Source organism: Solitalea lacus, from assembly GCF_022014595.1.
Lineage (GTDB): Bacteria > Bacteroidota > Bacteroidia > Sphingobacteriales > Sphingobacteriaceae > Solitalea > Solitalea lacus.
Map to the genome: position 1 here is coordinate 1571379 of NZ_CP091740.1, position 13932 is coordinate 1585310.

At 36.7% G+C, this 13932-nt stretch carries 12 protein-coding genes; 1 reads left to right on the forward strand and 11 read right to left on the reverse strand.

Annotation, left to right across the window (positions count from 1 at the left end; translation table 11 throughout):
* Nucleotides 1–72: 72 nt before the first annotated feature.
* The 10 genes from L2B55_RS06640 to L2B55_RS06685 form a co-directional block, all read right to left on the reverse strand.
* Entirely contained in the window at nucleotides 73–627 is a 555-nt protein-coding gene (locus L2B55_RS06640) for an RNA polymerase sigma factor (RefSeq protein WP_237849774.1), read from the reverse strand.
* 90 nt (nucleotides 628–717) lie between these two features.
* Nucleotides 718–1671: a transketolase family protein gene (locus L2B55_RS06645; RefSeq protein WP_237849775.1), complete on the reverse strand. Its 954-nt coding sequence runs from the start codon at nucleotides 1669–1671 to the stop codon at nucleotides 718–720.
* A 95-nt stretch (nucleotides 1672–1766) separates the two neighbouring features.
* Nucleotides 1767–2624 (reverse strand): transketolase, encoded by an 858-nt coding sequence (locus L2B55_RS06650; RefSeq protein ID WP_237849776.1) that lies wholly within the window; start codon nucleotides 2622–2624, stop codon nucleotides 1767–1769.
* Between the two features lie 243 nt (nucleotides 2625–2867).
* Nucleotides 2868–3512 carry a PAQR family membrane homeostasis protein TrhA gene (gene trhA, locus L2B55_RS06655; protein ID WP_237849777.1) on the reverse strand — a complete coding sequence of 215 codons (645 nt, stop codon included), beginning with the start codon at nucleotides 3510–3512 and terminating at the stop codon, nucleotides 2868–2870.
* Between the two features lie 87 nt (nucleotides 3513–3599).
* A complete protein-coding gene (locus tag L2B55_RS06660) occupies nucleotides 3600–4214 on the reverse strand; it encodes an HD domain-containing protein (RefSeq protein ID WP_237849778.1) in 615 nt (204 codons plus the stop codon).
* Between the two features lie 2 nt (nucleotides 4215–4216).
* Complete coding sequence (locus tag L2B55_RS06665) at nucleotides 4217–5611, reverse strand: aldehyde dehydrogenase (protein ID WP_237849779.1); 1395 nt, start codon at nucleotides 5609–5611, stop codon at nucleotides 4217–4219.
* Between the two features lie 151 nt (nucleotides 5612–5762).
* The gene (gene bcp / locus L2B55_RS06670) at nucleotides 5763–6224 is read right to left on the reverse strand and encodes a thioredoxin-dependent thiol peroxidase (RefSeq protein ID WP_237849780.1); all 462 of its coding nucleotides are present in this window, start codon (nucleotides 6222–6224) and stop codon (nucleotides 5763–5765) included.
* A gap of 25 nt (nucleotides 6225–6249) precedes the next feature.
* A complete protein-coding gene (locus tag L2B55_RS06675; protein ID WP_237849781.1) occupies nucleotides 6250–8007 on the reverse strand; it encodes a M23 family metallopeptidase in 1758 nt (585 codons plus the stop codon).
* A gap of 11 nt (nucleotides 8008–8018) precedes the next feature.
* Nucleotides 8019–8630, reverse strand: a complete 612-nt coding sequence (locus tag L2B55_RS06680) for a fumarylacetoacetate hydrolase family protein (RefSeq protein ID WP_237849782.1) — start codon at nucleotides 8628–8630, stop codon at nucleotides 8019–8021.
* A gap of 200 nt (nucleotides 8631–8830) precedes the next feature.
* On the reverse strand, nucleotides 8831–9400 hold the full coding sequence (locus tag L2B55_RS06685; RefSeq protein ID WP_237849783.1) for a T9SS type A sorting domain-containing protein: 570 nt from the start codon (nucleotides 9398–9400) through the stop codon (nucleotides 8831–8833).
* 209 nt (nucleotides 9401–9609) lie between these two features.
* Between L2B55_RS06685 and L2B55_RS06690 the strand changes: the two genes are divergently transcribed.
* Nucleotides 9610–11616: a KUP/HAK/KT family potassium transporter gene (locus tag L2B55_RS06690; RefSeq protein WP_237849784.1), complete on the forward strand. Its 2007-nt coding sequence runs from the start codon at nucleotides 9610–9612 to the stop codon at nucleotides 11614–11616.
* A gap of 126 nt (nucleotides 11617–11742) precedes the next feature.
* Here L2B55_RS06690 and L2B55_RS06695 read toward each other — a convergent pair whose 3' ends face one another.
* Nucleotides 11743–13704 (reverse strand): amino acid permease, encoded by a 1962-nt coding sequence (locus tag L2B55_RS06695; protein WP_237849785.1) that lies wholly within the window; start codon nucleotides 13702–13704, stop codon nucleotides 11743–11745.
* Between the last annotated feature and the right edge of the window lie 228 nt (nucleotides 13705–13932).

Below are 13932 nucleotides of genomic sequence, written 5' to 3' on the forward strand. Positions count from 1 at the left end.
TTTTAATATGATAGAATGATTAAGTAGTAAAAGGTTTAATATTTAAATTAAAAAAACTTAATAATGATTGTGTTATTCATTTTGCTTAAAGTATTCTTCAATTTTTTTTACAGCATGATGGTACGAAGCTTTTAGAGCACCAACACTCGTGCCTAAAATTTCCGACATGTCCTCATATTTCATTTCATCAAAATATTTTATATTGAAAACAATGCGTTGTTTTTCAGGTAGGGTTAAAATTGCCCTTTGCAGTTTCATCTGGATATGATTGCCATCTACATAGATGCTATCGGTAAGTTTGTCAACCAAATAACCGGCATGGTCCTCAAAGTTTTCTGAGGCTCTCATCTTTTGTCGGTTTAAAAAGGTGATAGATTCGTTGGTAGCAATGCGGTACAGCCAGGTATAAAGCAGTGAATCTTCTCTAAAGTTGTCGAGATTTTTCCAAACCTTTATAAAGACTTCCTGAATAACATCATCGGCATCATCATGATCAATTACCAATCGACGGATATGCCAATACAGGCGTTTTTGATATTTTTCAATTAGCAGACTAAAAGCAAGGTTTCGCGTGGATTCACTGCGAAACCTTGTTAATAAGTCTTTGTCACTTATTTCTTCTTTCATGAAGTTCAAGAGTCGTTTGCTTGTGCCCTGCCTAAAATAATAAAATTTACGTAGTAAGCCAGCGTTTCGAAACTTGATTTAAAAGCAAAATTATTTACGGCTGATAGCTCTTTTTACAGCTTCAACAATGTTGTTTTTATCCAATCCGTATTTTGTCATTAACTGATCAGGAGTACCACTTTCGCCAAATGAATCGTTCACAGCGATGTACTCCATTGGAACTGGTTTGTTTTTAACCAAGAGTTGAGCAATGCTGTCCCCTAATCCACCTAAACGATTATGCTCTTCGCAACTTACTACGCAGCCGGTTTTGGCTACTGATGCTAAGATTGCTGCATCGTCTAAAGGTTTAATGGTGTGGATATTTATAATTTCAGCATTGATACCCATCTCTGCCAACATTTCGCCAGCTTCAATAGCCGGCCATACCAAGTGTCCTGTTGCAAAGATGGTTACATCCGTACCTTCGTTTAACATAATAGCCTTACCAATCTCAAATTTTTGGTCAGCTGGAGTGAAGTTAGGGACAGTTGGACGGCCAAAACGCAAATAAACCGGACCGTGATGGTCAGCAATTGCAATTGTGGCTGCTTTGGTTTGGTTATAGTCACAAGGGTTGATGACAGTCATACCCGGTAACATTTTCATCAAACCGATATCTTCTAAAATCTGGTGAGTAGCACCATCTTCACCTAAAGTTAAGCCTGCGTGTGAAGCACAGATTTTAACATTTTTATCAGAATAAGCTACAGACTGACGGATTTGATCATAAACACGACCAGTTGAGAAATTTGCAAAAGTTCCGGTGAAAGGAATTTTGCCCCCTACAGTCATACCCGCAGCTAAACCGATCATATTAGCTTCTGCAATGCCAACCTGGAAGAAACGCTCAGGGAATTCTTTTTTGAACGCATCCATTTTCAATGAGCCGATCAAATCAGCACAAAGGGCAACAACATTAGGGTTAATTTTACCAAGTTCGGCCAAACCGGCACCAAAACCTGAGCGAGTATCTTTTTTTTCAGTGAAAGTGTATTTTTTCATTAGTTGGGTCTTAATTTTAGTTGATGCTTTACCTTTACACAGTTGTTTTTGCAAGCATCATTTTTCAAATCTTCAAATTATAAAATTCTCCAATCTTAATAGTCGCCGCAATAATTGTAACCAATAGGCTCTTCTAATTGCGATAAAGCTTGAGCTAACTGTTCATCGTTAGGAGCAACTCCATGCCATTTATGTGAACCCATCATGAAATCAACGCCAAAGCCCATTTCTGTTTTCATCAAAATTACCACTGGCTTACCTTTTCCGGTTTGAGTTTTAGCGTAGTTTAAGGTTTTAATAACCTCGTCCATTTTGTTGCCATCCATGTCAATTACTTCCCAGCCAAATGCTTCCCATTTAGCACGCAAGTTGCCCAATGAAAGAACCTGATCAGTAGAACCGTCAATTTGCTGACCGTTGACATCAATAGTTGCAATAATGTTATCTACTTTGTTGTGAGATGCATACATGGCCGCTTCCCAAATTTGGCCTTCTTGTAACTCCCCATCACCGTGCAAACTAAATACTAAGCTTTTATCGTTGTTTAGTTTTTTTGTTTGAGCAGCTCCCAGAGCAACCGAAAGTCCTTGACCTAAGGATCCTGAAGCCATGCGTACACCTGGCAAGCCTTCATGTGTTGTAGGGTGACCTTGTAAGCGGCTGTTCAATTTACGGAACGTGCTCAGCTCTTTTACAGGAAAGTATCCCGAACGTGCTAAAACACTGTAGAATACTGGAGAAATGTGTCCGTTTGAAAGGAAAAACACATCTTCGCCAATAGCATCCATGTTAAATTCAGGGTTATGGTTCATTACTTCGAAGTATAAAGCAACAAGGTAATCTGTACAACCTAATGAACCTCCAGGGTGTCCGGAGTTTACGGCGTGAACCATACGTACAATGTCTCTTCGCACTTGCAAAGCAACCTTTTTTAACTTTTCTGTAGTTGGCATTTCTTGGGTTTTAATAGTTATATTGAAGAATATGAACGAATTATTTAAAGGCGCAAAATTAAATAATTATCTGGGCTTTAAAATGATGAAAAGTAAATAATCGAATTATGAACCCTTATTTGGCGTTTATTTCTTTTCCTGAATAGAAATTCTGAGTGAGGCGATGTTAACAGCTTTTTCTAAGGCAAAAGAAGTCCTCTTCAATTATAAATATAAATGCCATTAATGTTGAATAATGCGTTCTTAATAACTAATGAGTTGTAACATGGCTCCATAATGAGCTGCGGCTCCTCCCAATACAAAAAAGTGCCAAATGGTATGATTATAGGTTATTTTTTCGTTTCGGTAGAAATAAACACCGATGGTATACAAGACTCCTCCTAAGCCAAATAAGGATAGAGTAGGGTTTGGAACAGTTTCAATCAAAGGTTGAATAATGAATAATCCCATCCATCCCAAGCAAACATAAACTATTGTGGATAGGAGAGTGTACTTACCCGTAAAGAATATTTTAAGAAAAATGCCTGTAATAATGATTGTCCACATTGAGGTTAGAAACACACTACCTGTGTCGTTTTTTATGTATCGCATAATTACAGGAACATAGGTGCCGCCAATTAATAAAAAGATGCAACAATGGTCCACAATTTGCCAAATACGCTTTCTTTCAGGCTGTCGTGTAGCATGATAAATGCTTGAAACGATAAACATTGTAATGAGCGCCATTACATAAAAGCTAATTGGCATAAACAGATGTGCCTTTAAGAACTTACATTCCCATAGCAAATAGATTCCTCCAATTGCAAAAAAAATGGCACCATAAACATGTGTGAGCGTATTTAATCGCTCATGTCTTTCTTCGTAAGAGGGGTAGGTAAAAAGATTCATAAGCCGCGTTTTTGTTAGTTTAATTTACAAAAAACAGGCCATAAGAAAAAGTGGTTAATCTATTTTTAATTGATTTAGCCTAAGTTTTTATCGCAATAATTGATTGTTTTTGGCACGTTCAACCAACTGTAAAAAAAGGTCCCAAAGTTCTGTTGATCCTTGCTCAATGATGTTTAATTTGCGCATTGCCTGCTCAGCTTTCACTCCGGCTTCTGTCCAGCTTTGGCCACCGTTTACTGAATTTAGCAGGAATGGTGTGATGCGATCAATTGTATTGGCAAAAACCGATTCTTTGGTATTCCCAGCCTCAAATTCAAGCCATAGAGCACTAAATTCTTCCTTTTGTTCTGAAGGTAATAGCCCGAATAATTGTTCTGCTGAAATCTTTTCGTTTTCAAATTTGCCTATGTTAGCTTTTTCATCAAAAAGAAAGACATCGCCAGAATAAATTTCTACAAGATCATGTAGGGTAAGCATTTTGATAACTTTAAGTAAATCAATGTCTCGTTCCTTAGCATAATCAGCAAAAAGTAGGGTGATTAGAATAATTTGCCACGAGTGTTCGGCAGTATTTTCTCTTCGGCTACCATCTGCAATAAAGTTTCTACGGATTACTTGTTTAAGTTTGTCGGTCTCGAGGATAAAGTTAAGTTGTTGAGCAAGTCGACCGTTAACCTGCAAATCATTAATGAGTTGGTGCATAATTAGAATCTCAAAAACATGCGGGCCATTTTAATTTTATTTTTAAATGGTGCATAGTAAAGGTCACTGTCAAACCAAGTTCCTGTTTTTACCATCGATTTTAAACGCGTAAAGGAATCAAAGCTGTATTTACCGTGATAATGTCCTAATCCGCTATTCCCAACTCCCCCAAACGGTATACAAGGATTTCCCAAATGGACCAGTGTGTTGTTTATGCAACCGCCCCCAAATGCAAGGTTTTGAATGTAGAGTTGTTCAACCTCATTATTCTTCGTAAATAAATAAAACGAAAGCGGATTTGGATTTCGGTTGATGATAGCGAAGGTTTCTTCATAGTTATCGAATCCAAATACTGGAAGTATTGGGCCGAAGATTTCATCATGCATCAAGGGTGCACTTAATGGGACGTTTATCATTAAGGTAGGCTCAATGAATAATTCATCGTCATCAGTGCGACCTCCCAGCAGAATGTCTCCCTGACTCAAATATTTTTTCAATGTTTCATGACGACGTTTGTTTATAATTCGTCCATAATCAGCCTTAATGGGGTGCTCGGAATAGAATTGAAGAATATATTTTTTAATTAAGGATAGTAATTCATCTTTTCTCGAATTGTGAACCAATAAGTAATCAGGGGCAACACAGGTTTGACCGGCATTGGTAAATTTACCCCAAACAATACGTTTGGCTGCATGGTGAAGATCGACATCTTTATCTACCACACAAGGACTTTTTCCTCCGAGCTCTAAAATTACAGGGGTGAGTTTTTTTGCAGCCATTTCGGCAATAGCGTAGCCAACTGGAATGCTGCCTGTAAAAAACACTAAGTCGAAGCGATTTTTGTTCATCATTTCAGGAATTAGCTGAGCTCCATCACCCGTTACAGCAACAATGTATTCTGGCTGAAATGTTTCCTTAATGATTTTTTCGATTATTTGAGCTGTTGCTGGAGCCAGCTCTGAAGGTTTTATAATAGCACAATTTCCTCCTGCAATTGCACCAATTAGTGGATTAATAACCAGTTGAAAAGGGTAATTCCAGGGACCTACAATTAATACGCAACCTAATGGGTCCTTGTGAATGTAGCTTCTTGAGGGAAATAGGGCTATTGGTGAGCTTACTCTTTCCGGCTTCATCCATTTTTTTAAACTTTTAATAGCCAGATTAAGTTCTTCGTACACAATCCCAACTTCAGTGCCATAAGCTTCAAACTCATGCTTGTTTAAATCCTTCTCCAATGCATCAAAAATGGCTTTCTCGTGGATCCTGATAACTTGCTTAAGTTTTTTTAGTTGTTCAATTCTAAATCTATAAGTTAATGTTGCTTTAGAATTATAAAAGCCACGTTGACTGCTTATTAAGGTTGATAATGACGAACTTTCGATCTCCGCAATCATAACAGTTTATTGAATTAGGTAAATTAAGCAAAAAATAACCAGAGAACTATAAATGTTTCAATAAAAACTATGCAAGCATTATAGTTGCTTGCAAAAGCAAAAACAACGCCCTGAACATTGGTATTCAGGGCGTTGTTAAAACCTTCAAAATCTATCCTATTACATCCAATACTTGTTGGGTGGAGTTTTTGGTATCAACTTTATCAATAATATGTGTAATCATGCCATTGCCGTCAATTATAAATGTAGTTCTGGCAATTCCCATATATGCCTTACCAAACATACTTTTTTCAGTCCAAACACCATAGTCTTCAACCATTTTCTTGTGGGTATCAGCAATAAGGGTAAAGGGGAGGTTATACTTATCTGCAAATTTGTCATGTGACTTTTCACTGTCAACACTTACTCCAATTACTTCAAACCCCTTGTTTGTCAATGTAGCATAGTTATCTCTAAAGTTGCATGACTCTGCTGTACAGCCGGGAGTGCTATCTTTGGGATAAAAATATAAGACAATAGTTTTTCCTTTATAGTCTTCTAGTACAACAGGTTTGCCATTTCGGTCTGATCCTGAAAAGCCAGGTGCTTTATCTCCAACTTTTAATTTTGCCATAGTGAATTCGTACTGTTTAACTTGGTTATTTATAGAAATCAGCTTCGTACAGAGTAGAATTGTTTTTCATATCAGTAACAACTAATTGTAATGTATGTTTGCCAGAAGTCGTTTGGTCAGTAAATGTATGTTTAAGTAAACTGCTTTTCCCATCGAGCTCAAAAAGAACCCAATCGCCGTCTATCAACCCTTTCCATTCTTTAATCCCCGATAATGAGTCGCTTATGCGGAATGTGATTGATGGAATCCCGGCCATATTTTTTTCATTTATTATATTGATTGGCGTAATACGAGGGGCAACAGTATCAACCGTAATATAATATGTACCAAAGTTTTTTATTTGTGCTTTTACGTAACCATTTTCAAACTCTCCACCTTGATAAACTTTATTTTCATTTACAATAATAGCTTTCAGTGGTTTTGTAAGCTGTTCGTCCGGTTTTATTTGCAATATATAAGGTTGACTTAACGGAATGTACTTATTGTGAATGGTGTGCAGGTTAGAATATGCTCCATAAATCTTTCCTCCTAGGTGATACTCAAAGTTGAAGTTGTTAAAAAAGCAGCCAATTGGAAAGGTCGCAATTATATTTTGATTAGTATATTGATTTTGTTTATTCCATTCAAATGGCACTGTTCCTGGTTTTATTGGGCGATTAAACGTTTTACCTTCACTTGTTCCAGTTACTTTAAAACTTAGGGTTGAAGTATTACCCACAACATCCTTTACAATGTATTCCATTTGGTATTCTTCATCACCTTCAAAGCTTTGGATTCCGCCATTTGGAGCAGTTTTGTAAATAGGAAGTTTGTTGCCTGGATCAATAAATGACCTTTGTATGAAATTATGGTTCAGCAGAAATGAGTTAAAATCAATGTATGAATTAATGGAACGTTGCAAGCTAAAGTCTAAGTGATCAAACACTGCTTTATATATTGTTTCGTCATTTCGTTTTAACTCAATAGAATAAATGCCGTTTTGGTTTCCTGCACCGTCTTGCATGTCGTCGGTTATTATGCCAAAGCCGATTTGCCCGTTTACGTTAATTTTGGATGCTTTCCCCACCACATAATTGCCACTGCCTTGTGATACAATTGGAAACCCTGAACGAACATTATTCCCATTTACGGAGCTGTTCTCATTCATCGGATACACATATAAACCTTTAATGAAAGGCTTTTTACTATCGCTAACAGGCAGGCCAAAAAGCAAAGGGTTAATTGGCTCTTCCGTTTTAGTATCTCTTATTTCGAAATGTAAATGAGGTCCACCTGAACTCCCAGTATTACCTGAGTAACCAATAAGTTCACCTTTTTTTACAGGAATTTCGATCGGAAGTAAATTGAAGTCAACCTCAAATGACTGAAGATGTGATTGGGTGTTACGTAACACCCTTTCTAGTCTTGGAGCATAACGCTGTAAATGTGCATAAACAGAGGTATAGCCATTAGGGTGATCAATGTATGCTGCGTTGCCAAATCCCCATACTTGAACTCTTATACGAGATATATGGCCATCTGCAACGGCATAAATAGGGTAGCCCTCCCGTTGCTGAGTTTTAAAATCTAGTCCAGTATGAAAGTGATTGGGCCTAAGCTCTCCAAATGTTCCTGAAATGACAACAGGGATATCCATGGGCAAGCGAAAATAACCTTCAGGATAAATTTTTTCCTGTAAAGTGGATGTGTCTTTAACTGACGCTATTTCTGGTTTGGCAAGAAGATAACTTAAAAATGCTGTAATACTTGCGGTAGTGAACAGAATCCCTTTAAATAAACCCATACTTGACACGATTACTTTATTTCAAAATCTAATAACTTCTTACCTTCAATATAACCGATTAGTCGATCTCCGAGATTTACTTTACCAACACCTTCAGGAGTTCCGGTGAAAATCAAGTCACCTTTTTTTAGGGTTATAAACTTTGAAATATAGCTGATAAGGCTCTCGAATGGGAAAATCATGTCTTTAGTGTTCCCCCTTTGAACCTCTCTATTGTTAATTTGCAAATTGAAGTTGATATTCTTTAAATCAGAAAATTCGGTTTTAGCAATAAATTCACTTACAGGAGCAGAGTTATCGAAGCCTTTAGCCAATTCCCATGGCAATCCTTTTTCTTTCAAGTTTTGTTGAATATCTCTTGCTGTAAAGTCAACTCCCAACCCAATTTCTTCAAAATAGTTTCCTGCAAATTTTTGGTCGATATGCTTTCCTTCTTTGGCAATTTTTAGCACGATCTCAATTTCGTGATGGATGTCAGTGGAAAAATCTGGATGGTAAAATGGTTGATTATGCTTAAGCAAAGCAGTGTCAGGTTTCATGAAAATAACCGGCGAGCCAGGAACCGGGTTGTTCAATTCTTTTGCGTGAGCAATGTAGTTTCTGCCTATTGCAATAATCTTCATAGTAAATTATGATTTTATTAAGTGAAGTGGGATTATAAGTCGAAATAAAGCCCAAAGCTTATACTGCGAATATCCCTGAAAAAAGCGGTTTAGGCAATTTTTATCTGAAAAAGTTTTGTTTCGTAAAGTTTTGTCCTAATAAAACAAAAACAGCTTTGCAAATTTTGCAAAGCTGTTTTTGTTATCAAACGTGAGTAGTTTTATAGAATTGAAATACGTTTGGAAACAGATTCATTTCCTACTGTTACCCTTACAAAGTAAAAGCCTTTTTGCAATGAGTTTCTAACATTGAATTTTATCTCTTGTGTTCCTGCAGTGGCACGTTGCTGCGACACCAGCGTAGATATTTCATTGCCAAGTAAATCCATCAATTTAATGGTTACCGTATTATCTCTTTTCAGATTATAACTGATAGTAAATTCGTCATTAACAGGGTTAGGATAAACCTTAACATCGCTAATCAACTTTTCTTCACTTGCATCAGCAAACATAATTGAACGGCTTGGAGCAGCAGTTGCCGGTGTTAAAATGTTTTTGGCGTTATATAACAGCTTTGAAACAGAATACGGTTTTGGTGCTGTGTTTTTTAACACGTAGTTATTACGTTTTTCAGATAAAACAGATTTGCTGAATGAGCTTAAGGTATCCGCTAAGCCTCCGTCTGGGTAGAAGCCCGGACGCAACTCTTCAAAGCCGTGCGCAATGGCAGCTATTGAAGCGGATAAGGCTATCAACAGGAGTAAGGTATGTTTATTGTAAAAGTATTTCATCGTATCTGCTACAAATATATAACATAAAATCTTTTTGAGAGCAAGTAGATTATCTAAATTTACTAATTATACTTCTAAAATCTTAAAAGGTTTAATTGAAAATTTAATAAAAACTTTAATACAATTATTAGTCCAAAAAAATGAAATGTTTTTAATTGGGTGATATTTAGTCAAAAAGTATATTTGCACACATTTCTTTTACATTTATTTTGAGCAGTCACAAACTTACTCGGTTGAGTGCCGCTGGTTTATTAATCAGTTTAGGTATTATTTATGGCGATATAGGAACATCGCCACTTTACGTTTTTAAGGCGATTATCGCTGATAGAATAGTTAATGAAGGATTGGTTTTGGGCGGCATTTCTTGCGTCTTTTGGACATTAACCCTGCAAACTACTTTGAAGTATGTGGTAATAACACTACAAGCAGACAACAAAGGGGAGGGTGGAATTTTCTCACTTTTTTCCCTGGTTAGAAGGAAAGCAAAATGGTTGGTGATTCCGGCTATGATTGGTGGTTGTGCCCTTTTAGCTGATGGTATAATTACTCCCCCGATTACTGTAACTTCTGCCATTGAGGGTTTAAAATTGGTGCCAAGTTTAGAACATGTGCCAGTTATTCCGGTTGTTCTTGTCATTATTTCAGTGTTGTTTTTCATTCAACAATTCGGAACTAACATTGTAGGTAAGGCATTTGGCCCTATTATGCTTTTATGGTTCTCAATGCTTGGAGTTTTAGGGATCATGCAATTAGTGCATAATCCAAAGGTATTAAAAGCATTAAATCCATATTGGGCATATAAAATTTTGTTTGAAAATCCTGAAGGGTTTCTGATTTTAGGAGCAGTGTTCCTGTGTACTACAGGTGCTGAAGCATTGTATTCTGATTTGGGGCACTGTGGAAAGCATAACATAAGAGTTAGTTGGATGTTTGTTAAAACCATGTTGGTGCTTAATTATTTAGGTCAAGGAGCATGGTTGCTGAACAATTTTGTGGGACAGAAAATATCTGATAATCCATTTTATGGAATGATGCCAAATGATTTTCGATTATTTGGTATTGCAATGGCGACTGCGGCTGCAGTTGTTGCCAGTCAGGCTCTTATCAGTGGGTCGTTTACCCTGATCAGTGAGGCCGTAAGAATGAATTTGTGGCCTAAGGTAAGAATCAACTATCCTTCAGAATCAAAAGGACAATTGTATGTTCCAAGTGTAAACTGGTTATTGTGGTTTGGATGCTGTTTCGTGGTTATCCATTTTGAAGAATCAGGCCAAATGGAAGCTGCCTACGGGTTGTCAATTACCATTGCCATGTTGATGACCACTGTGTTGATGTGTATTTACCTTGCAGCCAAAAAGGTTGTGCTACCTGTGGTGCTGGTTTTTGTGGGTATATATGTTTTTGTTGAAGGAGCATTTTTATTAGGTAATCTGTCGAAGTTTATGCATGGAGGTTATTTTACCGTTATTTTGGGTGGATTGATCTTTTCGGTAATGTGGACTTGGTTCAGAGCTCGTAAAATCAAGAATCGTTATGTTAAGTTTGTTGAGATAGAAGACTATTTTGAAATTATTGAAGATTTAAGCAAAGACGAAACTGTTTCAAAATATTCTTCGCAATTGGTTTATTTAACCAGTGCCAATTTCGATTCTGAGATTGAGTCGAAGATTATTTATTCTATACTGCAAAAACAGCCAAAACGAGCCGATGTGTACTGGCTTGTTCACGTAGATGTACTGGATGAACCTTATAAAAAGGAATATCGAGTAATGGAGATGGTTCCAGGAATTCTTTACCGTGTTGATTTCCGCTTAGGATTCAGAGAAGGACAACGCATCAATATTTTATTCAGAAAAGTGGTAGAGGAAATGGTGAAAAGTAAAGAAGTTAACATTACTAGTCAATATAAATCATTACGTAAGCATAATTTGGTAGGCGATTTTCGATTTGTTGTGCTTGAAAAAATTCTTTCAGATCCGCGTGCTTTGTCATTCATTGAACGAATTGTAATGTATTATTACTTTGTACTGAAAAAACTAAGTCTTTCTGAAGAAAAAGGGTTTGGATTGGATTTAAGTTCTGTAGCTGTAGAAAAGGTGCCTTTGGTTTTGGCAACTACTGAAAATGTTGAAATAAACAGAGTAAGTTACGACTCAGGTAATGGCATTGATCATCATTTTCATGCAAATCCACACCAGCATACTAGTGTAAGTTAATTCTTTTGAAATGATATCATCTCAAAATACAATGAGGTTAAAAAAAGCGCGATTGGACTCCAATCGCGCTTTTTTGTCTTTTACTTGTGTATTAAAACAGTACCTTTTTTTTAGGATTAAAAGCGTTTAGCTTATTGAAACTTCTGTAGAAGCAGTATTAGCTAGTTTGCTATTTTTCTGTCCGTAAGCAAAGTAGATAATTAAACCCACCAATAACCAAATTCCAAAACCAATCCAGTTAGTAATCCCAAGCTCGCTCATCATATACAAACATGATAGAAAACCTAAAACGGGTATTAATGACAAATTCTTCTTAACGCACAAAAATGTTGTGTATAAGGTAATAAGCACGAAAATCCACATAGGTATTTTGTGCTTGAATAAAGCCCAACCACTTTCGTATTTGCGTTCATACGGTACATTCACCTCCTCAATAAACGCCTTGTATTTTTCTTCACTTAATCCACTTAAAAAAGCCTCTGTGTCATCATGAGCATGTCCTTTAGTTGTTGCAAATTGTTTTACTGTACTAAGCTCATTATTGTTTAATGAAGTTACAAAATCTGCAGGCGTGTACATTTGAGGTGTATTGTTTACAAAAGACATAGTTTTTTGCTTATTGACTGTCAATGCAACTATTAAGCCTATGATTAACAACACTGGTAAAACATATTTTGCGTTAATGTATGGTGTTTTAAACTTACCTTGTGGAGCATTAGGGGTATTCTGTAATTTTAAAACTCCGGCGCAAACCAATACAAAGGCAAATAAAGTTCCAATACTGCACAAATCAGTTACGATGGTTAAGTTCATGAAGAGTGCAGGAATAGATACAACAAAACCAGTTACAATTGTTGCAAAACTTGGAGTTTTGTATTTAGGATGAATGGTTGAAAATTTCTTTGGCATTAATCCATCACGACTCATGCTCATCCAAATGCGTGGTTGCCCCATTTGAAATACCAATAAAACACTGGCCATAGCAATAACAGCGCTTATTGCTATTATAACAGATAGCCATTGTAAGTCAAGTTTGCCAAAAACAAATGCTAACGGATCCCCAACATTTAAGGATTTATAAGACACCATTCCGGTTAATACTAAGGCTATGGCAACATATAAAATGGTACAAATAATGATTGCCCACATCATGCCTCTTGGCAAATCACGCTGTGGATTCTTGCATTCTTCAGCTGTAGTTGAAATCGCATCAAATCCAATATAGGCAAAGAATACTGCAGAAACACCCTTAAGAACACCTGAGATCCCATTTGGCGAAAAAGGGTTCCAATTGTTTGTATCAATATAAAAAATGCCCACTGATAATACGAGTAGTATAACAGCTAGTTTGACTATTACCATGGCATTTCCCGCGTTTCTTGATTCTTTCATTCCTCTATATACCAACCATGTGATTAAAATAATAATTATCAGGGCTGGAATATCCAGTATTAAATGTAACCCACCAAGTTGCGGAGCGGCATTCCAGGCGTTGAAGGCCATCTGTAAATGAGGGTCTAGATTTTCGAAGGTTTTGCCGCTTTGCATAAGCGCTACAGCATCTTTGTGTCCTTTGGATATTGTCAAATAATCAGTTGACATCCAATCGGGTATATGGATACCATTGATGTTTAGAGCTTTGATATGGATATGCTCTAAGAAACCGGTGAAATAATCAGACCATGAAATCGCTACAGTAATGTTTCCTATGGCGTATTCCATAATCAATGCCCATCCTATAATCCAGGCCGTAAGTTCACCAAAGGCTACATAAGAGTAGGTGTAGGCACTGCCGGAAACAGGAACCATTGAGGCAAATTCGGCATAAGCAAAGGCGGCAAAGCTGCAGGCTATAGCAGTAAATACAAATAAGAAAATTACCGCCGGTCCTCCATCAAATGAGGCTTTTCCAATAGTACTGAAAATCCCTGCGCCGATGATTGCTGCAATACCAAAAGATGTTAAGTCTCTAACACTTAGGGTTCGCTGTAGTGAATGCTCGCTATCATGCGTACTATCACTCATGCCCATATTGGCTTCTTTTAAAATGGTGTCAACAGATTTCTTTCTAAAAAGATCTTTCCACATACGTTTTCGGTTGAATAATTATTTTAGCTTGAAAGATATAAAGTTTATTGTATATCATCTTATAAAATTAATGCTTAATAAAACTATTATTGCTGTTTTAGTGGCTTATTCTCGTTTTTACTTAGGGCGCTTTTACCATAATTACGATTGAATAGGTTTGATTATAACATGGTTGAATTATTATATTTATCTTGATCTTGTTTTGATATAATCTACATTAACAGATAT